This window comes from Ciceribacter sichuanensis (genome assembly GCF_024055605.1).
In the GTDB taxonomy this organism is placed as follows: domain Bacteria; phylum Pseudomonadota; class Alphaproteobacteria; order Rhizobiales; family Rhizobiaceae; genus Allorhizobium; species Allorhizobium sichuanense.
The window spans coordinates 880,226-906,179 of the sequence record NZ_JAMXLX010000002.1 but is presented as its reverse complement, the minus strand read 5'-3'; the positions used below and the strand labels follow the sequence as shown (position 1 = coordinate 906,179).

General features: G+C 61.9%; 25 protein-coding genes and 1 tRNA gene. 7 read left to right on the top strand and 19 right to left on the bottom strand.

Annotated elements, in window-relative coordinates:
• Positions 1 to 7: 7 nt before the first annotated feature.
• The 6 genes from NBH21_RS10615 to ruvC all read right to left on the bottom strand — a co-directional run bounded on the left by NBH21_RS10615 (position 8) and on the right by ruvC (position 3,936).
• Positions 8 to 931, bottom strand: a complete 924-nt coding sequence (locus tag NBH21_RS10615) for a metallophosphoesterase (protein ID WP_250915533.1) — start codon at positions 929 to 931, stop codon at positions 8 to 10.
• Positions 932 to 1,972 carry a Holliday junction branch migration DNA helicase RuvB gene (gene ruvB, locus NBH21_RS10610; protein WP_250915534.1) on the bottom strand — a complete coding sequence of 347 codons (1,041 nt, stop codon included), beginning with the start codon at positions 1,970 to 1,972 and terminating at the stop codon, positions 932 to 934.
• A gap of 93 nt (positions 1,973 to 2,065) precedes the next feature.
• Positions 2,066 to 2,683: a Holliday junction branch migration protein RuvA gene (ruvA, locus tag NBH21_RS10605; protein ID WP_250915535.1), complete on the bottom strand. Its 618-nt coding sequence runs from the start codon at positions 2,681 to 2,683 to the stop codon at positions 2,066 to 2,068.
• Positions 2,684 to 2,695: 12 nt separating this feature from the next.
• Positions 2,696 to 3,109 (bottom strand): type II toxin-antitoxin system VapC family toxin, encoded by a 414-nt coding sequence (locus NBH21_RS10600; RefSeq protein ID WP_250915536.1) that lies wholly within the window; start codon positions 3,107 to 3,109, stop codon positions 2,696 to 2,698.
• 3 nt (positions 3,110 to 3,112) lie between these two features.
• The gene (locus NBH21_RS10595; protein ID WP_250915537.1) at positions 3,113 to 3,364 is read right to left on the bottom strand and encodes an AbrB/MazE/SpoVT family DNA-binding domain-containing protein; all 252 of its coding nucleotides are present in this window, start codon (positions 3,362 to 3,364) and stop codon (positions 3,113 to 3,115) included.
• Between the two features lie 59 nt (positions 3,365 to 3,423).
• Positions 3,424 to 3,936 carry a crossover junction endodeoxyribonuclease RuvC gene (gene ruvC / locus NBH21_RS10590; RefSeq protein ID WP_250915538.1) on the bottom strand — a complete coding sequence of 171 codons (513 nt, stop codon included), beginning with the start codon at positions 3,934 to 3,936 and terminating at the stop codon, positions 3,424 to 3,426.
• A 195-nt stretch (positions 3,937 to 4,131) separates the two neighbouring features.
• On the opposite strand from ruvC, the gene NBH21_RS10585 reads away from it, so the two are divergent.
• The 5 genes from NBH21_RS10585 to serA all read left to right on the top strand — a co-directional run bounded on the left by NBH21_RS10585 (position 4,132) and on the right by serA (position 11,843).
• Positions 4,132 to 5,133, top strand: a complete 1,002-nt coding sequence (locus tag NBH21_RS10585) for an LLM class flavin-dependent oxidoreductase (protein WP_250915539.1) — start codon at positions 4,132 to 4,134, stop codon at positions 5,131 to 5,133.
• A gap of 171 nt (positions 5,134 to 5,304) precedes the next feature.
• Entirely contained in the window at positions 5,305 to 7,626 is a 2,322-nt protein-coding gene (locus tag NBH21_RS10580; RefSeq protein WP_250915540.1) for a methyl-accepting chemotaxis protein, read from the top strand.
• Positions 7,627 to 7,919: 293 nt separating this feature from the next.
• Complete coding sequence (locus NBH21_RS10575) at positions 7,920 to 8,762, top strand: outer membrane protein (RefSeq protein ID WP_250915541.1); 843 nt, start codon at positions 7,920 to 7,922, stop codon at positions 8,760 to 8,762.
• Between the two features lie 219 nt (positions 8,763 to 8,981).
• Positions 8,982 to 10,160, top strand: a complete 1,179-nt coding sequence (locus NBH21_RS10570; protein WP_250915542.1) for a phosphoserine transaminase — start codon at positions 8,982 to 8,984, stop codon at positions 10,158 to 10,160.
• Positions 10,161 to 10,247: 87 nt separating this feature from the next.
• Positions 10,248 to 11,843 (top strand): phosphoglycerate dehydrogenase, encoded by a 1,596-nt coding sequence (serA, locus tag NBH21_RS10565; RefSeq protein ID WP_250915543.1) that lies wholly within the window; start codon positions 10,248 to 10,250, stop codon positions 11,841 to 11,843.
• Between the two features lie 81 nt (positions 11,844 to 11,924).
• Here serA and NBH21_RS10560 read toward each other — a convergent pair whose 3' ends face one another.
• Both NBH21_RS10560 and NBH21_RS10555 read right to left on the bottom strand, forming a co-directional pair.
• Positions 11,925 to 12,566 (bottom strand): TetR/AcrR family transcriptional regulator, encoded by a 642-nt coding sequence (locus NBH21_RS10560; RefSeq protein WP_250915544.1) that lies wholly within the window; start codon positions 12,564 to 12,566, stop codon positions 11,925 to 11,927.
• 74 nt (positions 12,567 to 12,640) lie between these two features.
• Positions 12,641 to 13,459 (bottom strand): DMT family transporter, encoded by an 819-nt coding sequence (locus tag NBH21_RS10555; RefSeq protein WP_250915545.1) that lies wholly within the window; start codon positions 13,457 to 13,459, stop codon positions 12,641 to 12,643.
• Between the two features lie 276 nt (positions 13,460 to 13,735).
• Between NBH21_RS10555 and NBH21_RS10550 the strand changes: the two genes are divergently transcribed.
• Positions 13,736 to 14,731: a Tim44 domain-containing protein gene (locus tag NBH21_RS10550; protein ID WP_250915546.1), complete on the top strand. Its 996-nt coding sequence runs from the start codon at positions 13,736 to 13,738 to the stop codon at positions 14,729 to 14,731.
• 129 nt (positions 14,732 to 14,860) lie between these two features.
• Here the strand turns inward: NBH21_RS10550 and NBH21_RS10545 are convergent, their stop codons facing one another.
• The 4 genes from NBH21_RS10545 to mnmA form a co-directional block, all read right to left on the bottom strand.
• Entirely contained in the window at positions 14,861 to 15,445 is a 585-nt protein-coding gene (locus tag NBH21_RS10545; RefSeq protein ID WP_163900657.1) for a transglycosylase SLT domain-containing protein, read from the bottom strand.
• A gap of 123 nt (positions 15,446 to 15,568) precedes the next feature.
• Positions 15,569 to 15,862, bottom strand: a complete 294-nt coding sequence (locus NBH21_RS10540) for a hypothetical protein (RefSeq protein WP_250915547.1) — start codon at positions 15,860 to 15,862, stop codon at positions 15,569 to 15,571.
• 104 nt (positions 15,863 to 15,966) lie between these two features.
• Positions 15,967 to 16,043: transfer RNA gene (locus NBH21_RS10535), tRNA-Met, on the bottom strand.
• Positions 16,044 to 16,179: 136 nt separating this feature from the next.
• Positions 16,180 to 17,376, bottom strand: coding sequence for a tRNA 2-thiouridine(34) synthase MnmA (gene mnmA, locus NBH21_RS10530; RefSeq protein ID WP_250915548.1), 1,197 nt, complete (start codon positions 17,374 to 17,376; stop codon positions 16,180 to 16,182).
• Positions 17,377 to 17,577: 201 nt separating this feature from the next.
• Here mnmA and dgcA point away from each other — a divergent pair, with 201 nt between their 5' ends.
• Positions 17,578 to 18,564, top strand: a complete 987-nt coding sequence (gene dgcA, locus NBH21_RS10525; protein WP_250915549.1) for an N-acetyl-D-Glu racemase DgcA — start codon at positions 17,578 to 17,580, stop codon at positions 18,562 to 18,564.
• 1 nt (position 18,565) lies between these two features.
• Here dgcA and NBH21_RS10520 read toward each other — a convergent pair whose 3' ends face one another.
• The 7 genes from NBH21_RS10520 to NBH21_RS10490 are packed head-to-tail and all read right to left on the bottom strand — an operon-like array spanning position 18,566 to position 25,875.
• Complete coding sequence (locus tag NBH21_RS10520; protein WP_250915550.1) at positions 18,566 to 20,146, bottom strand: FGGY-family carbohydrate kinase; 1,581 nt, start codon at positions 20,144 to 20,146, stop codon at positions 18,566 to 18,568.
• 25 nt (positions 20,147 to 20,171) lie between these two features.
• Complete coding sequence (locus NBH21_RS10515; protein WP_250915551.1) at positions 20,172 to 20,849, bottom strand: HAD family hydrolase; 678 nt, start codon at positions 20,847 to 20,849, stop codon at positions 20,172 to 20,174.
• 7 nt (positions 20,850 to 20,856) lie between these two features.
• Positions 20,857 to 22,341, bottom strand: a complete 1,485-nt coding sequence (locus NBH21_RS10510) for a mannitol dehydrogenase family protein (protein ID WP_250915552.1) — start codon at positions 22,339 to 22,341, stop codon at positions 20,857 to 20,859.
• Positions 22,342 to 22,387: 46 nt separating this feature from the next.
• Entirely contained in the window at positions 22,388 to 23,164 is a 777-nt protein-coding gene (locus NBH21_RS10505; protein WP_250915553.1) for an L-iditol 2-dehydrogenase, read from the bottom strand.
• Complete coding sequence (locus NBH21_RS10500) at positions 23,161 to 24,159, bottom strand: ABC transporter ATP-binding protein (protein WP_250915554.1); 999 nt, start codon at positions 24,157 to 24,159, stop codon at positions 23,161 to 23,163. Before NBH21_RS10500 ends, NBH21_RS10505 begins: the two co-directional genes overlap by 4 nt.
• An 11-nt stretch (positions 24,160 to 24,170) precedes the next feature.
• Positions 24,171 to 25,001 (bottom strand): carbohydrate ABC transporter permease, encoded by an 831-nt coding sequence (locus tag NBH21_RS10495; RefSeq protein WP_112828626.1) that lies wholly within the window; start codon positions 24,999 to 25,001, stop codon positions 24,171 to 24,173.
• 1 nt (position 25,002) lies between these two features.
• Positions 25,003 to 25,875 (bottom strand): carbohydrate ABC transporter permease, encoded by an 873-nt coding sequence (locus tag NBH21_RS10490; RefSeq protein WP_250915555.1) that lies wholly within the window; start codon positions 25,873 to 25,875, stop codon positions 25,003 to 25,005.
• Positions 25,876 to 25,954: the final 79 nt, after the last annotated feature.

The following is a 25,954-nucleotide window of genomic DNA, read 5'->3' as shown; positions in this document are numbered from 1 at the left end:
TCCATCTTCATGCTGCCGGCAGGCCTGCTCCGCCGAGTTCGACCACGACGATTTCCGGGGGCGCTCCCAGCCGTATCGGCAGGTTGGAAAGGCCGAAGCCGGCGGAAACGATGAGATGGCGATCATCCTCGACGATGTGGCCATAGGCATAGCGGTTGCCGAAACGCGAGGGCACCAGCGGCGAGTAGCCGAAGAGCCTGAGCTGACCGCCATGGGTATGTCCCGAAAGCGTCAGCGCAATCCGTCCGGGAACCTCGACGAAAATATCCGGCTCGTGGGCCATGAGGATCGCGGGTTCATCGCCCTTTATTTGTGCGAGCGTTGCCGGCAGGTCATCGAGCCCCGGGATGATGCCGGAGCCGTCAGGTGCCGGGTTGCCGGGCTGGAGTTGGTCGGCGAGGCCGGCCAGCCAGAAAGGGCTGCCGTCTTTCTCCATCCGGATGGCGAGGTTGTCGTAGACCGGGATTCCGACATCACCGAGCGCCTTGTGCGCGAGCGTCGGGCCGTGACCGGCCGCCAGAGCGACGGGATCGTTCAGCCAGTCGTGATTGCCGAGGATAGCATGGACGCCGAGCGGCGCACTGAGCCGTGACAGGGCTTCCGCCCATCTCGCGGGCTCGACATAGCCGGTGTTGAACCACATGCTGGTCATGTAATCGCCGAGCAATAGGATCATGTCGCCCTCAAGGGTATTCGCCTGATCGCAGATCGCGGCGATGCGTTCGGCCGACATCCATGGTTCGCAGGCATGGAAATCGGCGAGTGCGACGATCTTCAGTTTGAGATCTTGCGGCCAGTCGCGAGGGGTGAGAGCGTATCGCGTAACGCGAGGCCGGGCGAAGGGCTCTATGCCGACCGCGTAGGCGCTGGTTCCGAAGCCTGCCATCAGGAGGCCGCCGAGAAGCTTGAGGAACCCGCGCCGCGCGATCATTCAATCCTCCTCGAGGGTCAAGCGGAACTGCGCGGCCTCCAGATCCTTCGGCGGCTGCAGTCCGAGATGTTTCCAGGCGATGGCGGTCAGGACGCGGCCGCGCGGTGTGCGCTGGATGAAGCCCTGCTGGATCATGTAGGGCTCGATAATGTCTTCGATCGCATCACGCGGCTCGGAGAGCCCAGCGGCAATGGTTTCGATGCCCACCGGGCCGCCGCCGAAGTTTACGGCGATCATGTTGAGGTATCGCTTGTCGAGCTGGTCCAGACCCATATTGTCGACGAGCAGGCGGGTCAGCGCCTCGTCGGCGATCTCGCGGGTGACGGCTTCCGCGCGGGCCACTTCGGCGAAGTCACGCACGCGGCGCAGCAGGCGGCCGGCGATACGGGGCGTGCCACGGGCGCGCCGCGCAATCTCGCGGGCGCCTTCGTCTGTCATGCCGAGGCCCATCAGGCGAGCACCGCGGCGCACGATGCCTTCCAGCTCCTCGACGGTATAGAAGGAGAGACGCACCGGAATGCCGAAACGGTCGCGAAGCGGCGTCGTCAGCAGGCCGAGGCGGGTGGTCGCAGCGACGAGGGTGAACTTCGACAGGTCGATCTTGACCGAGCGGGCGGCGGGGCCTTCGCCGATGATGAGGTCGAGCTGGAAATCCTCCATGGCCGGATAAAGAATTTCCTCCACCGCCGGGTTCAGCCGGTGGATTTCGTCGATGAAGAGGACGTCGCGCTCTTCGAGATTGGTCAAGAGGGCGGCAAGATCGCCGGCCTTGGCGATGACGGGGCCGGAGGTCGAGCGAAAGTTGACGCCGAGTTCCTTCGCCATGATCTGGGCAAGGGTGGTCTTGCCGAGGCCGGGCGGGCCGACGAACAGCACATGGTCGAGCGCTTCGCCGCGGTTCTTGGCGGCTTCGATGAAGATCTTAAGGTTGGCGCGTGCTTCGGCCTGGCCGGTGAATTCATCGAGCGACTGCGGACGCAGCGCGGTGTCGATATCCTCGCCACGCTTTTCCGATGAAATGAGACGGTCGGCTTCACTCATGACAGTACTTCCGGTTGGCGGCCATCTTGGCAGGGCGGAGGGGGCCGCTCAAGCGCCTTTGACCAGATTCAGTAGAAGGGGTAAAGCGCGGTATCACCGCGACAGCTCCTTGAGGCCGAGGCGGATCAGCTTTGCGCTGTCTGAGCCTTCTCCGCCATTCTTGAGCGCTGCCGCGATGGCGTTTGCAGCCTGCTCGCGCGAATAGCCGAGATTGGTGAGCGCCGATACGGCATCGGCGACGGGGGCTGCGGCGACGCCTTCCCCGAGCTCCTGCTTCAGCCCGATATTGGCGGCGGCTTCTCCGGCAAAGGCTGGGGCCTTGTTCTTCAGTTCGGTCATGATGCGGACTGCGACCTTAGGCCCGACGCCGGGTGCGCGGGACACGGCCGTCTTGTCCTGCAGCGCGATGGCGTTGGCGAGTTCGGACGGCGTCAACGTCGAAAGAACGGCGAGCGCTACCTTGGTGCCGACGCCCTGCACGCTCTGCAGCAGGTTGAACCATTCGCGCTCCAGCGCGGTCAGGAAGCCGAAGAGCTTCAACTGGTCTTCGCGGACATAGGTCTCGATGAACAGGATGGCGGCTTCTCCCGGCGAACCGAGCCGGGACAGCGTGCGGGAGGAGCAGTGAGCAATGTAGCAGACGCCATGCACGTCGATCAGCGCATGGTCGTCGCCGATTTCGTCGATGGTGCCTTTGAGCTTGCCGATCATGAAGTGTGTCCGTCAGGGATGGGTTTCGGGGGAGATGAGGGGCACCATCGGGAAATAGGAGCGATAGCCCTTGGTGTCCCGAGTGAGAATTGAATAGCCGCGAATGGCCGCATGCGCGCCGATCAGGAAATCCGGCAGAACGCGTTCCCGCTTTCCTCCGCCTGCTCGATAACGCTTGAACGCTACCCCAGCAGCGAATGCGGCAGTCCACGGTAGGCTTTCTCTATGGAATTCGCTGCGTGGCAACAGGCGATCAACCATGTCGATATCATCGTAGCGCACCGAGAATTCGGCGTAGATGATCGGATTTATGATGAGCGGTTGCGTCTGGGCTATGCGCAACAGAGCATTGCGTGACCATTGAAGCCAAACCGGATCGCGAACGGCCAGGTCCACGAGCACATTCGTGTCCACAAGTGTCGTCATGGATCAACGATCTCGTGTCATGGTCATCAGCGCATCTGCGTCGATCGTCTGGTCGCCGGTCCCTTCCATGGCATCAAGAGAGCGCATGAAGGCCTGCAGGCGCTCGCGCTCGACGCCTTGCTGCCCTGTCTTCTTGGGAGAGACAACCAGCTTGCCATCTTCAATCGTGAAGATGACTTCGCTGTTTGGTTCAATGCCGGCAAGCTCGCGCAAGTCGCGCGGAATGGTGACCTGCCCCTTCGATGTAACTCGCATTGCCTTGCTCCTTTATTGAGTAAGAAAATATCTTACTGACGGAACAAGTCAAGAACAAATCAGGCGGAGGCAAGGACCTTGCGCATACGGTCGCCGCCGCGATTGTGGGCGTGGCAGATGGCGATGGCGAGTGCGTCGGCGGCGTCGTTGCCCTTGAATTCCGCCTTGGGCATCAGGATCTTCAGCATCATGTGGATCTGCTGCTTTTCGCCGTGTCCGACGCCGATCACGGACTTCTTCACCGCGTTCGGTGCATATTCGGTCACGGGCAGGCCGGCGCGGGCCGGAACCAGCATGGCGATGCCGCGGGCCTGGCCGAGCTTCAGGGTCGCGACCGCGTCCTTGTTGACGAAGGTCTGCTCGACCGCGGCTTCATGGGGCTGGTAGCTATGCACCACATCAGCCAGCCCGTCATGCAACTGGCGAAGGCGGGAGGCGAGATCCATGTCTCCATCGGACGTGACGGTGCCGGAGGCGACGAAGCGCAGCGAATTGCCGAGCGTTTCGATCACACCCCATCCAGTGCGCCTGAGGCCCGGGTCAATGCCGATAATCCGAATCGTGTCTCGCATGGCGATATCCTAGCTTGCTGATCCATGGATCTGCCAGTGAAAAGTGAACAAACCAAAAACATCCGTTTCAGCGAAGTGCAATGTCGGTTCAAAAAGATTGCGGTGACGGTTCGGCGAAACCGTCATTTCGTTCTGGTATTGCGTTTTCCAGCCTCTACATATGAGGTCACTCCAAGAGCAGATGGGATGCCGCGCATGATACCCTTTTCGATCCTCGACCTTTCACCGATCGCCGAGGGACATAGCGTGACGGAGGCGCTGGATGCCTCCCGTCTGATGGCCCAGAAGGCGGAGGAACTCGGCTTCAATCGCTTCTGGCTTGCCGAGCATCACGGTATGCCGGGGATTGCGAGTGCCGCGACCTCCATCGTGATTGCTCATGTGGGGGCCGCGACGAAACGTATTCGCATCGGTTCCGGCGGCATCATGTTGCCGAACCATTCGCCGCTGGTGATCGCGGAGCAGTTCGGCACACTTGCGGCGCTGTTCCCCGATCGTGTTGATCTCGGTCTTGGCCGCGCGCCGGGAACCGACATGCGTACGGCGCGGGCGCTTCGCCGCAATCTCGATGCGGGGGCGGAGAGCTTTCCGCACGATATCATCGAATTGCAGCGCCTCCTGGGCGATCCGGCGGAAGACCAGATGCTGCTGGCGGTGCCAGGTGCGCGCAGCCATGTGCCGATCTGGCTGCTGGGGTCCAGCCTTTACAGCGCCCATCTTGCCGCGGCTCTGGGGCTTCCCTATGCCTTCGCCTCGCATTTTGCGCCGGACTCGCTCATGGAGGCCATCGCCATCTATCGCGAACGGTTCCAGCCCTCGGCTGAACTGGACAAGCCATATGTGATGGTCGGCGTGATGGGGGTCGGCGCGGAAAGCGATGGAGAGGCGCAATATCTCTTCACCTCCTCACAGCAGCAATTCGTCAATCTTCGGCGCAATGTGAGGCGTCCTTTCCCTCGGCCGGTGGACAGCATGGACGGTCTGTGGACCGATATGGAGCGTATCGGCGTCGAGCACACGCTGAGTTATGCCATGGTCGGCTCCCAGGACACCATCGAGAAGAAGCTCGAGGATTTCCTTGACGAGACCGGTGCCAACGAACTCATCGTTTCCATGCCGATCCATGACATCAATGCGCGCTTGCGCTCGGTGGAGATATTCGGCAGCGTCATGCAGAAAGTTCCCGAAAATAGCTGAGTTTTGCGGTGCATCAACCGCCATAAATTGCTGTTCGTTTTAACTGCCGTTTAAGCAACAACCTGAATGATGCAATCTCCGGGGTGTCCGCGTTGTAGCGGTTGTGCCTAAAATAGTTTGAAAGATCGCTGCGCTCAAGAGTTGGGCGACAGCGGCCACGGGGATTCGGTTATGGTTTTTCGGTTCAACTCCCTTTCCTCTAAGGTGATCGGGATATTCCTGCTGTTAACGGCGCTGTCGGTGGGGATCCTCAATGTTCTTGCCTACTTCACTTCCAGTTCGCTTTTCGACAAGCAGACCTATCGTGCAATGGACGGGACACTGACCTTCCGGGGCGACATGCTCAGGGAGCAGCTGCAGCAACTGGAGAACCAGGCGACATCCATCGCCAAGATCGAAGGTCTCCAGCAGTCGTTCACGTCGATGAAGAGCGGCTGGAACACCATCGTCAAGAATTCCGGCGATGCGAAGGGTGAGCTTCAGACGGTCTTCGTCAAGAACAACCCCTATCCGGCGGGAGAGCGCGAAAAGCTCCTGAAGCCTGAAGGGCCGAGTGGTTTCTACTATTCGAACCATGAGGCAACCCAGAACCTCGTTGCCAGCTATCTGCGCGATACCCAGTTCCGCGACCTGCTGATGGTCGATCAGGCGGGCAATGTCATCTATTCGTACCGCAAGGGTCCGTTCTTCGCCGAGAATGCCACGGGCAGCGAACTTGCCGGCAGTGGTCTCGGTCAGGCCTTTGCACGCAGCGCCGATGCTGCCGCCAAGGCCGTCGAGGATGTAGCGCCGACCGCGTTCTCGGGCCTCAAGACCGGCAGCGACGCCCAGTCTCCGGATATCTATTTCTCGGTGCCGGTGGTGAAATTCGGAGCCTTCAAGGGCTCGATCCTGTTCCAGCTCAAGGATACGGCCATCACAAGCCTGCTTTCGAAGGGCATTGCCGCTGACAGCGTCGAGCGTGCTGCCGTTCTTTCCGAGGATGGCGCGGGCATCAGCCTTGGCACTGACGGCAAGCTCATCGACATTGCCGCGGCTCCCTTCGGCTTCACGCCGGAGGCCATGCAGGGCAATGGCGGCATCGTCACCAGCGATTTCGACCGCGATGACGGATCGGCCAGGGCCTATGGTCGCGCGGTCGAGTTCAGCGGCCAGAAATACCTGATGGTGGAAAGCCTGACGCTTGCCGAACTTGGCGCCGGCTCGCTGCAGATCGCCCTGACGCTGACGGCAATAGCCATGGCGGCGCTGGCGGTCATGGCTATTGCCACGGGCGTTCTGACCCGCCGTCTCTTTGCGCCGCTCGCCCGCCTTGCCGTGGTAACGGGGCAGGTGGCTGACGGCCAGCTCGACAACCCCGTCGCCAACCAGGATCGCGGGGATGAAATCGGCACCATGGCCCGGGCGCTGGAACGTTTCCGCACCGCGCTCATCGAGCAGCAGCAGCTTGAAAGCCGCGCGAGCGAGGAGCGAGAGCAGGCGGAGAATGAACGCCGCCTGCGCTTCTCGGAACGCGAGGCGGAGGCCCGTACGCTCGAAGGCGTCGTTGCCGCGCTCGATCAGGGTCTCGACCGCCTGGCTCACGGCGATCTCGCCTTCGAGATCCGCCAGCCGTTCCCGAGCGAGCTGGAGTCCCTGCGCGTCAACTTCAACAATGCGCTCTCCACCCTGAGCGCGACGCTCTCCGGCATCGGCGGCAATTCGCTTGCCGTGCGCGGCGGTTCGGAGGAAATGCGTGCCGGCGCCGATCAGCTGGCGGAGCGCACCGAGCGGCAGGCCGCGGCGCTCACTGAAACCGCAAGCGCCATCAAGGCGATGACCGATGCGGTCAAGGTTCAGATCGCCCGTGGTGAGGATGCCGAGCGGAGCGCGCGTAACGCCAAGGATGAAACCGAGCAATCCGGCCACATCATGAGGGAGACGATTGCGGCGATGGAGGCCATCCGCGGCTCGTCGCAGGAGATCAACCAGATCATCGGCGTGATCGACGAGATCGCATTCCAGACCAATCTTCTGGCGCTCAATGCCGGCGTTGAGGCCGCGCGTGCGGGCGAGGCCGGCAAGGGCTTCGCCGTCGTTGCCCAGGAAGTGCGCGAGCTTGCCCAGCGCTCGGCTGGTGCGGCCAAGCAGATCACCAGCCTGCTTGCCAAATCGGCCGGCGAGGTGGCTCATGGCGTGAGCCTCGTCGAGAAGGCTGGCCACGCGCTGCAGGGGATCGGCGAGCATGTGCTGTCGATCAACGGCAAGATCGGCGACATGATGCATTCGACGCGTGAAGAAGCGCAGACGATCTCCGAGATCAACGGCTCGATCAATGCGCTCGATGTCATGACCCAGCAGAATGCCGCGATGGTGGAAGAGACGACCGCCGCCATCCACCGGCTGGCGACGGAGGCTGCCGAAATGGATCAGCAGCTCGGACACTTCACACTCGGCCAGCAGGCGTCGGCTCCGCGCCACGCCAGACCTTATGAAATGCGACGGGCAAGCTAGTCCCTGGAGCTTTCGGTTTTACTCGGAACGCGGCGGGCCGAACCTGCCGCGTTTTTCGTTTGTCCGGCAAGCTATCAATCTGGAAATGCAACCAAAAGGCGATTTTTTTGAAGGCCTTTTGCAGGTGTCTTGTTTTTGCGCAACGCGCCTATGGTAAGTAAAATCCCAGCAAACACGGTAAATAGACGTAGTTAAGCCAGCCTTAACTTTTCTCCTTCATTATCCAAGAGAAATCACGATTTCGGCCATGTGCGGGTCCGATAACTCAACGATAGATTTTGGAGTATCTAGCCATGAAGACGAGCCTTTTTGCTGCGGCGGCCGCACTGCTTGTCAGTACGACCGCTTCCTTCGCTGCGGATCTGTATCAACCCGAGCCGGCTCCGATCATGGATGCGCCGGAGGTCACGGTGTCGGAAGCATCCGGCTGGTACCTTCGCGGCGATCTCGGTTACTCCTTCAACAAGCTTCGCGGCGCTGACTTCTTCCAGGGTTCGAACGGCTATCGTGCGGATTTCGCCAGCGCCTCGCTGAAGGATGCCTTCACGATCGGCGCCGGTGTCGGTTATCAGGTCAACAACTACCTGCGCACCGATCTGACGTTCGACTACATGTTCAAGTCGGATTTCCGCGGTTCCACGCATGGTGGCGGCGCTGATTTCGGCGCCTGCGTCGGTCCCTGCACCTCGAACGACCTCTCCGCGATGCGGGCCTATACGCTGATGGCCAACGCCTATGTCGACCTTGGCACCTACGGCCTGTTCACGCCTTACGTCGGTGGCGGTATCGGTGGCTCCTACGTTAAGTGGGACAAGCTACGCAACACATCTTGCGCCGATGACGGCAGCAGCTGCGACGACACGGTCGAACATGGCGGCAAGGGCAGCTGGCGGTTCGCCTACCAGCTCATGGCTGGCACCACGATCGATGTGAGCTGCAACGTGAAGGCCGATGTCGGCTACCGCTTCCGCCAGACGATGGGCGGCGACATGTTCGGCTACGAGCAGAACGGTGGTCCGGGCTACGACAAGGGCTTTTACAGCCACGAAATCCGCGCCGGTGCGCGCTATGTCTTCGGCGCCTGCGAACAGCCGGTAGCCTATGAGCCTCCGCCGCAGCCGATCGTCTACAAGTAATACTTTTCTATACTCCAGTCGTGAAAAGGCCGTCCGCACGCGCGGGCGGCCTTTCTCGTTTTGCGTGCATTTATGGGCGCGTATCGCATGATCCGGGAGCGTCGAAAAATTTTCCAGGAGCGACACGAAATTCGCTTGACGGGAAATCGCGACAGGCGTAGTTCCGACGGCGGGACACCTCTCCCCAACGAGAGGCTAATTACCTGGAAGGGTATCTATATGGCTGATATCGTCGCCCCCGCCGCGCGTCCGGCGAATACTCATTTTTCTTCTGGCCCCTGCGCCAAGCGCCCCGGATGGACGCTTGAGGCTCTTTCCGATGCACCGCTCGGTCGTTCGCACCGCGCCAAGGTCGGCAAGGCCAAGCTGAAGCAGGCCATCGATCTTACCCGCGAAATTCTGAAGGTTCCGGCCGATTACCGCATCGGTATCGTTCCGGCTTCCGACACCGGCGCCGTCGAAATGGCGCTCTGGTCGCTGCTCGGTGAGCGCGGCGTCGACATGCTGGCCTGGGAAAGCTTCGGCGCCGGCTGGGTTACCGACGTCGTCAAGCAGCTGAAGCTCAAGGACGTCCGCAAGTTCGAAGCCGATTACGGCGTTCTTCCCGATCTCGCTGCCGTCGATTTCGACCGCGACGTCGTCTTCACCTGGAACGGCACCACCTCGGGCGTTCGCGTTCCGAACGCCGATTTTATCCCGGCCGACCGCAAGGGTTTGACCATCTGCGACGCGACTTCGGCTGCTTTCGCGCAGAACCTCGACTTCGCGAAGCTCGACGTCGTCACCTTCTCCTGGCAGAAGGTTCTGGGCGGCGAGGGCGGTCACGGCATGCTGATCCTGTCCCCGCGCGCCGTCGAGCGTCTGGAAAGCTACACGCCGGCATGGCCGCTGCCGAAGATCTTCCGCATGACCAAGGGCGGCAAGCTGATCGAGGGCATCTTCACCGGCGAGACCATCAATACGCCGTCCATGCTCTGCGTCGAAGACTATATCGACGCGCTGCTTTGGGCCAAGCAGATCGGTGGCCTTGATGGGTTGACCGCTCGTGCCGATGCCAATGCGAAGGTTATCTTCGACTTCGTCGCCGCAAACGACTGGATCGTCAACCTCGCCGTCAAGGACGAGACCCGCTCCAACACGTCCGTTTGCCTGAAGATCGTCGACAAGGATGTGGCGGCGCTCGACGCAGATGCACAGGCGGCTTTTGCCAAGGGTGTTGTTGCTCTCCTCGAGAAGGAAGCCGTCGCTCTCGATATCGGTGCTTACCGCGACGCTCCGTCCGGTCTGCGCATCTGGGCCGGCGCCACCATCGAGAAGGCCGACATGGAAGCTCTGATGCCGTGGCTCGCCTGGGCCTACAAGACCCAGAAGGCCACGCTGACCAAGGCTGCTGCCTGACTTCCGGCGGCTCGGCCGACAGAAGGCGGAGCCTCTTTGAAAATTTCCAGAATTCATCGACACGAACTCTTTGAAGGAGGCCTCGCAATGGCACCTCGCGTTCTCGTATCCGACGAACTGTCGGAAACCGCCGTCCAGATCTTCCGCGATCGCGGCGTTGATGTGGATTTCCAGCCGAAGATCGGCAAGGACAAGGACAAGCTCGCCGAGATCATCGGCAATTATGACGGTCTCGCCATCCGTTCCGCCACCAAGGCAACGGAAAAGCTGATCGCCGCCGCGACCAACCTGAAGGTCATCGGCCGCGCCGGTATCGGCGTCGACAACGTCGATATCCCGGCTGCATCGCGCCGCGGTATCATTGTCATGAACACCCCGTTCGGCAACTCGATCACGACCGCCGAGCATGCCATCGCCCTGATGTTCGCGGTTGCCCGTCAGCTTCCGGCTGCCGACGCCTCGACGCAGGCCGGCAAGTGGGAAAAGTCGAAGTTCATGGGTGTCGAAATCACCGGCAAGACGCTTGGCGTCATCGGCGCCGGCAATATCGGTTCCATCGTCTGCTCGCGCGCCATCGGCCTCAAGATGCGCGTCCTTGCCTATGACCCCTTCCTGTCGAAGGAACGCGCCGAGGAAATGGGCGTGACCAAGGTCGAGCTGGACGAACTGTTGGCCCAGGCTGATTTCATCACCCTGCACGTGCCGATGACCGACAAGACCCGCGGCATCCTCAACAAGGAAGCCCTTGCCAAGACCAAGCCGGGCGTTCGCATCATTAACTGCGCCCGTGGTGGCCTGATCGATGAAGCGGCTCTCGCCGACGCGATCAAGTCCGGCCATGTTGCCGGTGCCGGTTTCGACGTGTTCGAAGTCGAGCCGGCGACCGAGAGCCCGCTGTTCGGCCTGCCGAACGTCGTCTGCACCCCGCACCTCGGCGCATCGACGACGGAAGCACAGGAAAACGTCGCTCTGCAGGTTGCCGAGCAGATGTCGGACTATCTGGTCAAGGGCGCGGTCAGCAACGCCATCAACATGCCGTCGATTACGGCTGAAGAAGCTCCGATCCTGAAGCCGTTCATCAGGCTCGCCGACGTTCTCGGCGCGTTCGTCGGCCAGGTTACGGAAGGCCCGATCAAGGAAATCGAGATCCTTTACGACGGCCAGACCGCGTCCATGAACACCAAGGCGCTGACCTCGGCCCTGCTCGCCGGTCTCATCCGACCGCAGGTCGCTGACGTCAACATGGTGTCGGCACCGGTCATGGTGAAGGAAAAGGGCATCATCCTGTCCGAGGTCAAGCGCGACAAGACCGGCGTTTACGACGGTTACATCAAGCTTACGGTCACGACCGAAAAGCAGACGCGTTCGGTTGCCGGTACGGTCTTCTCGGATGGCAAGCCGCGCTTCATCCAGATCAAGGGCATCAACATGGATGCCGATGTCGGTCAGCACATGATCTACATCACCAACACCGACGTTCCCGGCATGATCGGCTTCATCGGCACGACGCTCGGCAATGCCGGCGTGAACATCGCCAACTTCCAGCTCGGACGCGAAAAGGAAGCCGGCGACGCCATCGCGCTTCTTTATGTCGACGGCGAGGTGGATCAGGCCGTTCTCGACAAGCTGACGGCGAACCAGGCCATCAAACAGGCCAAGCCGCTGACCTTCAGCGTCGAATAAGTCATCTCTCCCAAGAGAAGCGGAAAAGCCCGGCAGGACCAGTCCTACCGGGCTTTTCTTTTATGCGTCGCCTGAGGTTGGTCAGTTGGCGCGCGGCAATTGCCCCAGCAGAAATGTTGCTACCGCGCTTTCGATGGAACGTTCGATTTCGGCGGGGGAGGGCTTTCTTCCCATCAAGGCGAGGTAAAGCGGATTGGTGACGATCATGTCGTGATACTGGATGGCCAGCATGTGCGGATCGGCCTCCCGCATTTCCCCGGTCGATTGTTTCGAGGCGATGAAATTCGCGAAGGCTTTGCGGGACTGGGCAGGGCCGCTTTCGAACCAGACGCCCGTCAGGTCCGGGAAGCGGCCGGATACGGCCAGCATTAGCCGTTGGAACGCGACATGCCGGTCCGCCATCAGCATTTTCAGAAGCGTGGAGCCGAGCACCCGCAACCCATCGGCCGGACGCAGGCTCGAGACCTCCAGAAGCGAGAGAGGCTGCAGGAAGTCGTGACAGAGCTGTTCGACGACTTCGGAGAACAGACCCTCCTTGCCGCCGAAATGTTTGTACAGGTTGGTCTTGGAACCGCCGACGACGCGGATGATCTCGTCGACGGTGACGGCGTCGTATCCCTGCTCGAGAAAAAGGTCGGTTGCGGTTGTCACGATCAGGTTGCGCCGCGCCAATCCGCGCGATGTTGTCCGGTCGACATGGTCCGGTGCGGCGTCCCTGGTCATGATGGCATGCGTCCTTAGTTTTTCTTCGTCGGATGAACGTGGTGGGCCGGGCGGAAACCGCGGCGGTCGACATGCTAGCTGTATAGCAGGCTGCCGATCACGAGCACCACGCCGACGATCTGCACGGTGTTGGGCACGAAGCCCCGGAAGACCGCATCCAGAACAAAGGCGGTGATCGGTGTCAACAGAAAGAACGGCGCGACATTGGCAGCACCCGCGCCCTGGATCGCCCGGAACCACAGTGCAAAGGCAAGTGCCGTCACGAAGAGGGCAAGGATGACGAAGCCGACCACATTGAGGGCAGAGAGCCGGGCAGGAACATCGGAAACGACGGCGGTGACGAGACTGAGTTCGATACCGGCGACGAGCAACTGCCATGCAGTGAAGCCGAGCAGCGAGCGCGGCCGGCCCCATTTGTGAACGAGTATGCCGCCGAGCGCGACCGAGAGCGCGCTTCCAAGCGCTGCGGAGACGCCGATCGGGTCGATGGCGGCATTGCTCTTCAGCACGACCATGGCCACGCCGACCGCGCCGACGAAGACGGCGGCGACCTTGGCGATGGCCGGGATCGCGCCAAGCAGTGGCCAGGCCAGCAGCACCATGAACAGCGGCCCCAGAGCCTGGAACGTTGCCGCGACGCCGCCCGGCAGTCGGATGGCGGCGATGAACAGAAGGCCGAAGAACAGCCCGCTATTCAGCGTGCCGAGAATGACAATCTTCCCCCACCATTCCCTTGGAGGCAATTCCCGGGCGAGCAGCAGGAGCGGCAGGGCGCCGCCGATGGCACGCACGGCCGCGATGAACATCGGGTTCGGTGGCAGCATGGTCGTGGTGATGATGTAGGTAAAGCCCCAGAGAATGGTGGCAAGAGCGGCTGACAGCTTGGGATTCATGAAGGACCTCGGTGCTGGAGTGATCAGACCGCCTATCATAATGTACGATATCGTATCAATTTAATACAGTTTCGTATTTATTGAACACTGTGTTCACAGTTCACTAAAACGTGAAGATTCGTGTTCCCGTCAAAAACCCGGAAATGCTGACCTTTCCGGATCGTATCCGGGAAAAGCGTATCGCAAGTCTTCAATATTTCGCGAAGCTCCCCCATATGGGGTGCATCGAATTCCGGCGCTTGTGCCGGTGAACAATGGGAAGGGACAGATCAGGCCATGGGGCGATACGGTAAGTTTTTCGGAGTTCTGGCAATCGGCATGGCGGTTGCGCTGAGCGTGGCCGACATGGCTGAAGCACGCAAGGCAAGCGGCGGCTTCGGCAGCCGCGGAACGCGCACCTTTTCCGCTCCGCCGGCCACCCGGACCGCACCTGCTCCGGCCGCTCCGATCGAGCGCTCGATGACGCCGAACACCGGCACCTCCCAGGCCGCGCCTTCGGCCGCCCAGACGCGTCAGCAGAACGCCCAGCGCCCCGGCATGTTCGGTGGTCTGCTCGGTGGTATCGGCGGCGGCCTCCTCGGCGGCCTGCTTATGGGCGGCCTGTTCGGCATGCTGATGGGCTCCGGCTTCGGCGGTGGCTTCGGCTTCCTCGGCCTGCTGCTGCAGGCGGCGGCGATCTTCTTTGTCATCCGCTTCGCCATGCGCATGTTCGCCAACCGGCAGCCGGCATTCTCCGGTGCAGGCGGCATGGCGCGTGACACACAGCAGCCTTCGCGCCCCTCTTTCGAGATCCCGCGCATGGGTGGCGGTTCCGCCTCCGCTGCTCCGGCAGCACCGCGCAACGGCAATCCCGACGAATTGGGCATCGGCCAGTCCGACCTCGAACGCTTCGAGGGTCTCCTGCAGGAAATGCAGGCTGCCTATGCTGCAGAGGATTATTCGGCCTTGCGTCGCATCACCACGCCGGAAGCCATGTCCTATCTCGCTGAGGAACTGAGCGAAAACGCCACGCGCGGCGTGAAGAACGACGTTCGGGACGTTCATCTCGTTCAGGGCGATGTCGCCGAATCCTGGCGCGAGGGTAATGTCGAATATGCGACCGTCGCCATGCGTTACGAGAGCATCGACGTCCTGCGCGACCGTAACAACGGCAGCGTCGTCAGCGGCGATCCCGACCATCCCTCGGAGTCTACCGAGATCTGGACCTTCGTTCGCCGCCCCGGCACCGATTGGCAGATTTCGGCGATCCAGGCCGTCGGCGACGCGGCATAAAAAGACGGGGCCAAATCGGCCCCGGTATCATTCAATGAAGCCGCCCGTGGCAGATTGCTGCGGGCGGCTTTTTCCGTCAGGGGTGCCACCAGCGCGGCTTGCCATCCTCGAAGGATTGGTATTGCGTGGTCAGTTCGGGCAGCTCTGCAACTGCCTGGAATAGGTGTAGGCGATGTTGGTAAAGCGCTTGGCGCCCTGTAGCGCCTCGCTGTTGCTGCGGTAGCTTCCGCGCGAGTAGCCGACATGACCGGAATGGTATGCGAGGTAGAGCTGGTAGGGCTCGTTCAGCGGAATGCCGTTCTTGATGTTACTCTGGCGGTGATACCAGCCGATGAACTGTATGGCATCGGCAAAATCGGTGCGGCGTGCCGAGTAACGGCCGGTTTCGCGCTGATAGCGATCCCAGGTGCCGTCGAGCGCCTGCGAATAGCCGTAGGCCGTCGATTTGCGCTTCCACGGGATGAAGCCGAAGAGCTTGGTGCGCGGGGGCTTGGCGTTGGAGCGGAATCCCGATTCCGTATAGATCGTGGCCATCAAGATCGGCACCGGCACGCCATATTCGCGCTCGGTATTGCGGGCCGCCCGCCGCCAGTTGTTGAACAGGCCATCGCGCTGCTCGAAGATCGCGCAGGCATTGCGCGTCTGGTTCGGCGGCTTGGCGCAGGCGGACAGGATCAGCATGACGCTGAGCGTAGAGACAAGGGCGGTACGCATGACAAAGACCTCTCTTGGAGCGCCCAGTCTATTCCTTAAAATTTAATGAAAAGTTTTCTGACCTTTATGGTGATAAGGGTGGAGGAAAAAAATGCGCACACCGCAGTCTCCGCGCGATTCCTTTTATCGCCTGCTGGCGAATTCGATGCATTCGTCGAGCTTGTCACGCAATCTCACGGCGGTAGCCAGATCGAAGTTGATGTAGTTCGTCACCGATCCGTCCGGTCCGGCGTAGCCGTCGGGCTTCATGGCGAGGCCGATCAGCAGTTCACCGCTGTTCAAGCCTTTCTTGACCCGCCATTCCATGAAGGAATGCTGGAACTGGCCGGTCTCCTGCTCGGTCCTGAACGCGACGTCGCCGAACAGTCCGTCAAATCTGTCTGGCCAAGAAAACAGATTCCTGAATGCCGTCCACATAAGGGCTCTCCCGTGTCTCCACGGAACTCATTGCACGGAAAAAGTGTGTGAACAATATGCACCCGAAGGTGTTTAGAACAGCATCATCAAGAAGTAAGAAAATTTGGTAGCGGGAGGCGGACTTGAACCGCCGACCTTGGGGTTATGAATCCCACGCTCTAACCACCTGAGCTACCCCGCCACACATCGATCGGCGCTTTTGAAAAATCAAAGCCGCCCGAAGCGATGGGCGGCTTATAAGGCGAGGCTCCCGTTAGTGTCAAGCGCGTGACAGGCAAAAACAGAAGCGTTTTCACCGACGTTTGAAAGCAGGCCTTTCAGGCGGCGACGGGAGAGGAAAGAAGCGCCTTTAGCGAGGCCTCCGCATTGGCTGCCCGTTCGGAGCGATCGATGAAGCCGCCGCCATAGACGCGGGCGTCAGCGCCCGACGCAGAATAGAGAACGCAGGCCTGACCCGGAGCAATGCCGGCTTCGCCGATCTCCAGATCGACATAGATGCCGTTTTCGTCGGCATGCAGCATAGCCGGTGCCGGCGGCCGGGTGGAGCGGACCTTGGCGAAGCAGGCGAAGCCATCACGGGCTTCATCGACGAGTGCCCTGTCGCCCAGCCAGTTGATGTCGCGCAGATAGACGCGGTGGGTTTCCAGCGCTTCCTTCGGACCGACGATCACGCGGCGCGAACGGGCATCGAGATAGATGACGTAGAGCGGTTCGCCGGTGGCGACGCCGAGCCCCTTCCTCTGGCCGATGGTGTAATGAAGGATGCCTTCATGGCGGCCGAGCACGCGGCCGTCGAGATGCACGATGTCGCCGCCCAGCGCCGAGTCGGGACGGAGCTTGGTGATGATGTCGGCATACTTGCCCTGCGGCACGAAACAGATGTCCTGGCTGTCGGCCTTCTGGGCGACGACGAGGCCCATTTCCTCGGCCAGCACGCGGGTTTCGGCCTTGGAAAGGCCTCCCAGTGGAAAGCGCAGGTAATCGATCTGTTCCTGCGTCGTGGCGAACAGGAAGTAGCTCTGGTCGCGTTCGCTGTCGATCGGGCGAAACAGCGCCCGGTGACCCGGATCATCCGGTAGGGGCGTCGCGCGCGAACGGATATAGTGGCCGGTCGCCAGCGCGTCAGCGCCGAGTTCCTTCGCGGTCGCCAGCAGGTCGGCGAACTTGACCGTCTGGTTGCAGGCAACGCAGGGGATCGGTGTTTCGCCGGCGACGTAGCTTTCCATGAACGGATTGATGACCGTGTCGCGGAAGCGCTGTTCGTAGTCGAGCACGTAATGGGGAATACCGAGCGTTTCGCAGACGCGGCGCGCATCGTCGATATCCTGACCGGCACAGCAGGAGCCGGCGCGATGCACGGCGGCACCGTGATCGTAGAGCTGTAGCGTGATGCCGAGGACGTCATAGCCCTCGCGTTTGAGAATGCCGGCGACAACGGAGGAATCCACGCCGCCCGACATCGCCACAACGACGCGGGTATCTTCAGGCTTCTTGTCAAAATCCAGCGTATTCACGGGGCATATCCGCCAATTTCATGCGTTGAAAGGCGAGGCATGCGGCCGGCATTCCGCCATCGGAATGCGGCAAATTGCGATTATGGATCGCGAAGACCTCGACCAGATTGTTGACGGATATAGAAAGGATTGTTGTCCCGCGCAAGGGGCGGCGATTCGCCAGCGGCGCGGGACGCCCTGCAGGGAAAGGAATGAAAGACGATGACTGGCCTCATTCTGACCGCGACGGAGGAGCGTTTCCCGGTTGCCGGCAGCTTCACCATTTCGCGTGGGTCGCGCACCGAAATCCGCGTCGTGACGGTCACGCTTTCGGACGGTAGCTTCATCGGGCGAGGGGAGTGCGTGCCCTATGCCCGCTACGACGAGACCGTCGACGGGGTGATTGCAACCATTCTCTCCTGTGCTGCCGACCTGAAGAAGGGCATGACGCGCGAGGCGCTGCAATCGCGGCTGCCGGCGGGTGCGGCACGCAACGGCCTCGATTGCGCCTTCTGGGACCTTGAGGCAAAGCGCGGCGGGCGGCCTGCCTGGCAGATCGCCGGAATTCCCGCGCCGAAACCGGTCGAGACCGCCTTCACGCTGTCGCTCGGTACGCCGGAAAGCATGCGGGAGGCTGCGGCGAAGAACGCGGCCCGGCCGCTCCTCAAGGTGAAGCTCGGCGGCGAAGGCGATGTCGAACGGATCGAGGCGGTGAGGGCAGGCGCTCCCACCTCGAAAATCATCGTCGATGCCAATGAGGGTTGGTCGGTCGAGCAGTATCAGGCGCTTGCGCCCGTTCTGGTCAAGCTCGGCGTCACGCTCGTGGAACAGCCACTGCCGGCGGGCAAGGACGATGCTCTTCTCGATATCAAAAGAGTGCTGCCCGTCTGCGCCGACGAAAGCTGCCATGACCGCGCTTCGCTTGCAAAGCTCGTCGGCAAATATGATGCCGTGAACATCAAGCTCGACAAGACCGGCGGCCTGACCGAGGCGCTGGCGATGCGCGAGGTGGCGCTGGTTGCCGGCTTCGACATCATGGTCGGCTGCATGCTCGGCACCTCGCTTGCCATGGCGCCGGCCTTTCTGGTGGCGCAGGGCGCGCCCTATGTCGACCTCGACGGGCCGCTGCTGCTCGCCGCCGACCGCGACGATCCGATCCGCTACGACGGGTCGATGATGCAGGCGCCGTCTTCCCGTCTCTGGGGCTGAGTCAGAGAGTATCCAGTTCGGCGCGGTGGCGTTGCATGGCAAGGAAGCGCCGGTAGTCGCGCTCGTAGAGGGCGTGTTTCGCTGCATCCGGCTGTCTGCTGTGTGAGGGGGCGGCCATGCCGACGCCGGCAGAGGCAAGCGACGGATAAAGCCCGCCGGCGGCTGCCGCATTCATGGCGGTGCCGACCAGCACGGCATCGTCGGTATCGGGTATCACCAGTTCGCGACCGGTGACATCGCCGTAAAGCTCGACCAGCAGTGGGTTCTTGACGTGCCCACCGGTGAGATGCAGCCGCTCTGGGCGAATGCCGCTCCCTTCCATCGCTTCGAGGATCTGGCGAAGGGCCAGTGCAATCGCCACGCAGGCGCGCCAGTAGATGCGGCAGAGGCCGTCGAAGGAACTATCGAGCGTCAGGCCGGAGATCGCGCCGGTAAGGTTCGGATCGGCAAAGGGGGAGCGGTTGCCGTGAAAGTCCGGCAGGATAAGGAGGCGGGCGGCAAAGTCCGGCCCTTCCGCCTGTCTGAGAGCCTGCACCCGTTCGATGACCTGTCGATGCCGCGAAGGCGTCGGTTCTCCACCTTCCGCATGTAGCTGCAGCAGATGATTGAGCAAGCCACCCGTTGCCGACTGGCCGGCTTCGACCAGCCATTGGCTGGGAAACACCGCGTTGAAAAAAGGTCCCCAGAGGCTCTTGCCGAAATGGGGTGCGGCGGCAAAGGAAATCAGGCAGCTCGAGGTCCCGCCGATCAGGGCGATCCGCTTTTCCAGCGCGTCAGGCTGATCCGCGATTGAGCCCAGCACGCCCAGCGCGCCGGCATAGGCATCGACCATGCCGGCAGCGACCACGACGTGGGTGTTGAGGCCAAGTTCCGTTGCGGCCTTGTCCGTCAGCGGGCCGACCGCCTTGCCGACGGCCACACCCTGTTGCGGCAGGCCGCCCCGCGCCAGAAGGTCGCCGAGGCCGATCCTGTCGAGAAAATCGGGGCTCCAGCCGCTTTTCTCATGAGCGAGAAAATTCCATTTCGATGTGAGCGTACAAAGCGACCGGCCGGTGCTGCCGGTGGCGCGCCAGCTCATGAAATCGGCGAGATCGAAGAAATGGCCGGATATCGCCCAGAGATCGGGCCGGTTCCGCTTCAGCCACATCAGCTTCGGGATCTGCATCTCCGGCGAGATCGCCTCCCCGGCATAGGCGAGCAACGGGTGGCGCGTCGCGCTGATCTCGGCGGCCTCGCGGCTGGCGCGATGGTCGAGCCAGGCAATCGTGTCGAAGGTGGCGCCGCTTTCGCGAGCTAGCGCCAACGGCTCGTCCCTGGTATCGCGTAGCACCAGCGAGCAGGTGGCGTCGAAGGCAAGGGCAGCGATGCGTTCAGCCGGCAGGTCGGCGGCTGCGAGCGCCTCGCGGACGGCCATGCAGGTGGCGCTCCATATCTGTTCGGAATCGTATTCGGCGATGTGGTCGCCGATCTGTCGCATCCCGATCGGATGTTCCCGGCGGCAAAGCAGCCGGCCTTGTCGGTCGACGACACCGGCGCGCGCGCTGCCTGTTCCGACATCCACCGCAATCAAGTGGTCGCGCATCGTGGCCTGTTTCCGTCCCGTTTTTTCATTTTTGCACAAGGTGGAGCAATTCGACCATATCGTCAAACTGCCGGTCCGGTCGAAGGGCTGCAATTTCGTCGCGATAGGCGGCAAGCGTCGTGTGCGAGCCTCCGGTGAAGGCGAAGACGGTCATGCCGGCTGCCTTTGCGGCCATGATGCCGGCGGGGCTGTCTTCGATCACGACGCAGTCGCGGGGGGCAAAACCCATGGCGGCGGCGGCATGAAGAAAGAGATCGGGCGCCGGCTTGCCGTTTTTGACCATCGTCGCGCTAAAGAGATGTGGCGAGAAACGGTCCATCAGACCCGTGACCGTCAGCGACAGGGCGATACGCTCCGGCTGGCTGGACGAGGCAACGCACCAGCGGATACCGGCTGCGGCCAGCGCATCGAGCGCTTCCGCAATACCGGGCATCGGTTTGAGCTCGCTGCGGAATCTTGCATAGAGGGCGTTCCTCAGGTCGAGGAGGAAGGGTTCTCCGATTTCGAGCGAAAATTCGTCGCGTGCCGTCGCAATCACCGCCGCGAGGCTCTTGCCGAGAAAACGCCGGTGGGCATAGTCCGCGTCGATCGTCACGCCGGCCTGCCCGAAGGCATCGACGAGAACGGCGAGCGAAATCGGCTCGCTGTCGACGAGCACGCCGTCGCAATCGAAGATGACCAGCCGTCTTCCATCTTTTTCCATGACGGGATCAGGCCGCCAGCCTGCTGTCGAGATAGCGCTTCAGCGTTTCTGCCGTGCCGACCTCGCGAAGCGTTGCCAGAGCATGGCTGAAGCGTTGGATGAAGAGCGGGTTCTGGCTCACCGCGCCGAAGATATCGCCGAGCGCGAGGAAAGCCTTTGGATCGTCGCGAGAGGCAAGAGCCGCCTTCTGCAGGCGTTCCGCGCTGGCATCGTTGAAAGCGATGGCCTTGCCGCTGTCGGACTTTCCCTCGAAGTAGCGGCACCACAGAGCTGAGACGAGAGCCAGCCCCACGACATCCAGCCCCTTGTTCAGCCGGTCGGCGGTTGAGGGCAGGATGAACTTTGGCTGGCGGTTCGAGCCGTCCTGCGCCAGTCGCGGAATGGTGTCGCCGATTTTCGGATTGGAGAAGCGGCTTTCGATGAGCTGGAAATAGTCGTCGAGGTTGGTGTCCGGCACCGGCGGCACGACGGGGATGATTTCATCCCGCTCCAGCTTTGCGAGGAAGGCGCGGATCAGCGGATTTTCCATGGCTTCATGGACGAAGTGGATGTCCATCAGCGCGGCCGGATAGGCGATGGCCGCGTGGCCGCCGTTCAGGATGCGCAGCTTCATCAGTTCATAGGGCGCGACATCCGGCACGAAGGTGACGCCGACTGCCTCAAGCGCCGGGCGGCCGAGCGGGAAATTGTCCTCCAGCACCCATTGTTTGAATTCCTCGCAGAAGACCGGCCAGCCATCCTCGATGCCGTAGGTATCGCGGGCAATCGCGATCTCGCGTTCGCCGGTTGCGGGCGTAATGCGGTCGACCATGGAATTTGGGAAAGCCACGTTCTCGTGGATCCAGTGGGCGAAGGTGGCATCCGAGAGCTTCGCAAGGCCGGTGATGGTGGCTTCCGTCACCTCACCATTGCCGGGAATGTTATCGCAGCACATGACGGTAAAGGGGGGCATGCCCTTCGCCCGCCGGGCCTTCAGGCCGGCGATGATGAGGCCGAACACGGTCTTCGGCTCTCCGGGATTGGCGGCGTCGGCTACCATGGCCGGATGGTCGGGGTCGAACTTGCCGGTTGCCGGATCGATGAAATAACCACCCTCGGTAATGGTCATCGACACGATGCGGATCGCCGGATCGGAAAGGGCCGCGATGATGTCGCCGAAGTCGGGGGCGGCGATCATGCCGGTCATCGGTCCGGTGACGGTGGCGGTACTGCGGTTGATGTCCTGCTCGACCACCGTCGTCAGATAATCCTGCGCTTCCAGCGTTTCCTTCATCTTGCGGTCGGACGGCAGGACGCCGGCTCCGAGAATGCCGAAATCCATGTCCCGGCCCTGATTGAAGAGTTCGTGGAGATAGACGGCCTGATGGGCGCGGTGGAAGTTGCCGACGCCGAAATGCAGGATGCCGGCCTTCAACTGTTCGCGGCGATAGGCCGGGATGGCTGCGGTTCCAGAGATTTCGGCAAGGTTTGCCAGCGATAGCTTGCGGGTCATTTCAGTCTTCCTCAAAGCGAGACATGATGGGTGCCGGCGGCGGCGTTCAGCTCATCCAGTTGCCGCCATCGACGTTGTAGGTCTGGGCGACGATGTAGTCTGCTTCCGCCGTGGCGAGGAAAATCGCCATGCCCGTGAGGTCTTCGGCGCGGCCCATGCGGCCGAAGGGAACGGCATCGCCGACGAGCCGTTTCTTTTCCCCGAGGGGGCGGTTCTCGTAGCGGGCGAAAAGCGCATCGACGCCGTCCCAGTGTTCGCCGTCCACGACGCCGGGCGCGATGGCGTTGACGTTGATGCCGTGCTTGATGAGGTCGAGACCGGCTGACTGGGTGAGCGAGATGATCGCGGCCTTGGTGGCGCAGTAAACGGCGACGAGCGCTTCGCCGCGCCGCCCCGCCTGGCTTGCCATGTTGACGATCTTGCCGCCCTTGCCGCGGGCGATCATCGATTTCGCGACGGCCTGCAGTGTGAAGAGCGAGCCCGCGACATTGATCGAGAAGAGCCTGTCATAGCTTTCGCGGGTGATTTCGACGATTGGCGCAAGGTCGAAAAGGGCGGCGTTGTTGATGAGAATGTCGATGCCGCCGGTCTTCTCCTCCACCGCCTTGACAGCGGCGTCGATCGAGGCCTGCTCGGTGACGTCGAGCAGCACCGGATAGGCCTCATTCCCGATCTCCGCGGCAGTCTGGCTGGCGCGTTCGAAGTTGATGTCGGCGATGGCGACAGTTGCTCCTTCGCGGACATAAGCTTCCGCGAAGGCGCGGCCGATGCCGCGCGCTGATCCGGTAATCAGCGCCGATTTGCCCTGAAGTCTGCCGGTCATGCTGCAAGTCCCTTGTCATTGAAGCGATGGATGCGGTCGGTGTCGGGGCTGACGAACACCGTGTCGCCGCTCCTTGCCGCGAACTCGCCGCCGGCGCGGGCGGTGATCTGGCCGATGCCATCCACCGTGATGTGGAGGAAGGTGTCGGAGCCCAGATGTTCGGCGACTGCGACCTTGCCCATCCACGTCCCGCTTTCGGTCGACAGCGTTACATGCTCGGGACGGATGCCGATGGTGGGTGCGCCGTAGCCTTGCGCCGTCGGGCCGGAAATCAGGTTCATCTTCGGCGAACCGATGAAGCCCGCGACGAAGAGATTGGCCGGACTGCGATAAAGTTCCAGCGGCGACCCGACCTGCTCGATACGCCCCTTGTTCAGGACGACGATCTTGTCGGCCATGGTCATGGCCTCGACCTGGTCATGGGTCACATAGATCGAGGTGGCCTTGAGCTGATGATGGAGCTCGGAGATTTCGAGGCGCATGTTGACGCGCAGCGCCGCGTCGAGGTTCGACAGGGGTTCGTCGAACAGGAAACATTCCGGCGAGCGCACGATGGCGCGGCCGATCGCGACGCGCTGGCGCTGGCCGCCGGAAAGCTGGCGGGGCTTGCGGTCAAGATAGTCGGTGAGGTTCAGGATGCGCGCGGCGTCGTTCACCTTGCGGTCGATCTCTGCCTTGTCGACGCCGGCCATCTTCAGCGGGAAGCCGATGTTGGAGCGCACGCTCATATGCGGATAGAGCGCATAGGACTGAAACACCATGGCAAGGCCGCGATGGGCGGGCGCGGTCTCGGTCGCGTCCTTTCCGTCGATCAGGATGCGGCCGCCGGAGACGTCCTCCAGCCCGGCGATCAGTCGCAGCAGGGTGGACTTTCCGCAGCCGGAGGGGCCGACGAAGACCACGAATTCGCCGTCGTTGATCTCGAGGTCGATCGAGGGAATGACGGTCGCTTCGCCGAAAGACTTGGAGACATTTTCGAGCTTGATGCTACCCATGTGTGTGTTCCTTATTTGACGGCGCCGAAGGTCAGACCGCGGACGAGCTGTTTCTGGCTGAACCAGCCGAGAATGACGATGGGCGCGATCGCCATGGTCGAGGCGGCGGAGAGCTTGGCGTAGAAGAGCCCTTCGGGGCTGGAATAGGAGGCGATGAAGGCGGTGAGAGGTGCGGCCTTGGATGCCGTGAGGTTCAGCGTCCAGAAGGCTTCGTTCCAGGAGAGGATGATGTTGAGGAGCACCGTGGACGCGATGCCGGGCACGGCCATCGGCGTCAGCACGTAGACGATCTCCTTCATCAACGACGCTCCGTCCATGCGCGCCGCCTCAAGGATTTCTCCGGGAATTTCCTTGAAGTAGGTGTAGAGCATCCAGACGATGATCGGCAGGTTGATGAGGGTCAGCACGCCGACGAGGCCGGTCCGGGTGTCGAGCAGTCCGAAGTCGCGGAAGAGGATGTAGATCGGCACCAGCACACCGACCGGCGGCAGCATCTTGGTGGAGAGCATCCACATCAGGATGTCCTTGGTGCGCTTCGTTGGCGAAAACGCCATGGCCCAGGCGGCCGGAATGGCGATAATGAGGCCGAGCAGCGTGGAGCCGAACGAGATCACCACCGAGTTCATGAAGTGGCGGAAGTAGTTCGAACGGCTCTGCACTTCCGCATAGTTTTCTGTCGTCCAGTCGAAGAACAGGAAGGAGGGCGGCGAAGCGATGGCTTCGGCTTCCGTCTTGAAGCTCGTCAGGAAGGTCCAGAGGATCGGGAAGAAGATCAGGATGCCGAGCGTCCAGGCGATGGCGGTCCAGGCGACTTTGCGGCGGGTGGAAATAGCGCGTGCCATGTCAGCTCTCCAGATTTTTGCCGATCAGGCGGATGAGGAAGAAGGCGACGATGTTGGCGAGCACCACGGCGACGATGCCGCCGGCGGATGCGCCGCCCACGTCGAACTGCAGCAGCGCCTGGGCATAGACGAGATAGGTGATGTTGGTGCTCTGGTAGCCGGGACCGCCATTGGTGGTGACGAGGATTTCGGCGAAGACGGAGAGCAGGAAGATCGTCTCGATCAGGATCACCACCGTGATGGCGCGGGCCATATGCGGCAGGATGATATAGATGAGCTTGGAGACGGGGCCTGCGCCATCCATCTCGGCGGCTTCCTTCTGCTCCTCATCGAGCGATTGCAGCGCGGTCAGAAGGATCAGCGTGGCGAAGGGCAGCCATTGCCAGGCGACGATCATGATGATCGACAGCAGTGGATAATTGGCAAGCCAGTCGACCGGCTGCAGGCCGAAGAGCTTGGCGATCCAGGCGAAGAGCCCGTTGACCGGGTTCATCAGCATGTTCTTCCACACCAGCGCGGAAACCGTCGGCATGATGAAGAAGGGCGCGATCACCAGAATGCGCACGATGCCCTGACCGAACATCGGCTGGTCGAGCAGCAGCGCGAAGGCGATGCCGCCGATCACGGTGATGGCGAGAACGCCCCCGACGAGCAGCAGGGTGTTGGTCAAGGCCGCGAAGAAGGCCGGGTCGGTCAGGAAGAACCGGTAATTCATAAAACCGGCAAACTCTTCCATCCCCGGCATCAGCAGATTGTAGCGCAGGAAGGAGAAATAGACCGTCATCGCCAGCGGCACGATCATCCATGCCAAGAGGAGAAGAACGGAGGGCGCCATCATCAGGCGCGCCGAGGAGTGGGTGTGCGTAGTCGCCATGACGATCCCGCGCCTTTCTCGATCGCAGTTTTCAAATGTCGGCCATGTTCGGGCTTCGGCCATCTGCGGAAGGCCGTGG

What these genes read in the sequence shown, in the direction of transcription:
- NBH21_RS10615 (WP_250915533.1), bottom strand. Translation starts at nt 931, where the DNA reads ATGATCGCGCGGCGCGGGTTCCTCAAGCTTCTCGGCGGCCTCCTGATG.
- ruvB (WP_250915534.1), bottom strand. Translation starts at nt 1,972, where the DNA reads ATGAGTGAAGCCGACCGTCTCATTTCATCGGAAAAGCGTGGCGAGGAT.
- ruvA (WP_250915535.1), bottom strand. Translation starts at nt 2,683, where the DNA reads ATGATCGGCAAGCTCAAAGGCACCATCGACGAAATCGGCGACGACCAT.
- NBH21_RS10600 (WP_250915536.1), bottom strand. Translation starts at nt 3,109, where the DNA reads ATGACGACACTTGTGGACACGAATGTGCTCGTGGACCTGGCCGTTCGC.
- NBH21_RS10595 (WP_250915537.1), bottom strand. Translation starts at nt 3,364, where the DNA reads ATGCGAGTTACATCGAAGGGGCAGGTCACCATTCCGCGCGACTTGCGC.
- ruvC (WP_250915538.1), bottom strand. Translation starts at nt 3,936, where the DNA reads ATGCGAGACACGATTCGGATTATCGGCATTGACCCGGGCCTCAGGCGC.
- NBH21_RS10585 (WP_250915539.1), top strand. Translation starts at nt 4,132, where the DNA reads ATGATACCCTTTTCGATCCTCGACCTTTCACCGATCGCCGAGGGACAT.
- NBH21_RS10580 (WP_250915540.1), top strand. Translation starts at nt 5,305, where the DNA reads ATGGTTTTTCGGTTCAACTCCCTTTCCTCTAAGGTGATCGGGATATTC.
- NBH21_RS10575 (WP_250915541.1), top strand. Translation starts at nt 7,920, where the DNA reads ATGAAGACGAGCCTTTTTGCTGCGGCGGCCGCACTGCTTGTCAGTACG.
- NBH21_RS10570 (WP_250915542.1), top strand. Translation starts at nt 8,982, where the DNA reads ATGGCTGATATCGTCGCCCCCGCCGCGCGTCCGGCGAATACTCATTTT.
- serA (WP_250915543.1), top strand. Translation starts at nt 10,248, where the DNA reads ATGGCACCTCGCGTTCTCGTATCCGACGAACTGTCGGAAACCGCCGTC.
- NBH21_RS10560 (WP_250915544.1), bottom strand. Translation starts at nt 12,566, where the DNA reads ATGACCAGGGACGCCGCACCGGACCATGTCGACCGGACAACATCGCGC.
- NBH21_RS10555 (WP_250915545.1), bottom strand. Translation starts at nt 13,459, where the DNA reads ATGAATCCCAAGCTGTCAGCCGCTCTTGCCACCATTCTCTGGGGCTTT.
- NBH21_RS10550 (WP_250915546.1), top strand. Translation starts at nt 13,736, where the DNA reads ATGGGGCGATACGGTAAGTTTTTCGGAGTTCTGGCAATCGGCATGGCG.
- NBH21_RS10545 (WP_163900657.1), bottom strand. Translation starts at nt 15,445, where the DNA reads ATGCGTACCGCCCTTGTCTCTACGCTCAGCGTCATGCTGATCCTGTCC.
- NBH21_RS10540 (WP_250915547.1), bottom strand. Translation starts at nt 15,862, where the DNA reads ATGTGGACGGCATTCAGGAATCTGTTTTCTTGGCCAGACAGATTTGAC.
- dgcA (WP_250915549.1), top strand. Translation starts at nt 17,578, where the DNA reads ATGACTGGCCTCATTCTGACCGCGACGGAGGAGCGTTTCCCGGTTGCC.
- NBH21_RS10520 (WP_250915550.1), bottom strand. Translation starts at nt 20,146, where the DNA reads ATGCGCGACCACTTGATTGCGGTGGATGTCGGAACAGGCAGCGCGCGC.
- NBH21_RS10515 (WP_250915551.1), bottom strand. Translation starts at nt 20,849, where the DNA reads ATGGAAAAAGATGGAAGACGGCTGGTCATCTTCGATTGCGACGGCGTG.
- NBH21_RS10510 (WP_250915552.1), bottom strand. Translation starts at nt 22,341, where the DNA reads ATGACCCGCAAGCTATCGCTGGCAAACCTTGCCGAAATCTCTGGAACC.
- NBH21_RS10505 (WP_250915553.1), bottom strand. Translation starts at nt 23,164, where the DNA reads ATGACCGGCAGACTTCAGGGCAAATCGGCGCTGATTACCGGATCAGCG.
- NBH21_RS10500 (WP_250915554.1), bottom strand. Translation starts at nt 24,159, where the DNA reads ATGGGTAGCATCAAGCTCGAAAATGTCTCCAAGTCTTTCGGCGAAGCG.
- NBH21_RS10495 (WP_112828626.1), bottom strand. Translation starts at nt 25,001, where the DNA reads ATGGCACGCGCTATTTCCACCCGCCGCAAAGTCGCCTGGACCGCCATC.
- NBH21_RS10490 (WP_250915555.1), bottom strand. Translation starts at nt 25,875, where the DNA reads ATGGCGACTACGCACACCCACTCCTCGGCGCGCCTGATGATGGCGCCC.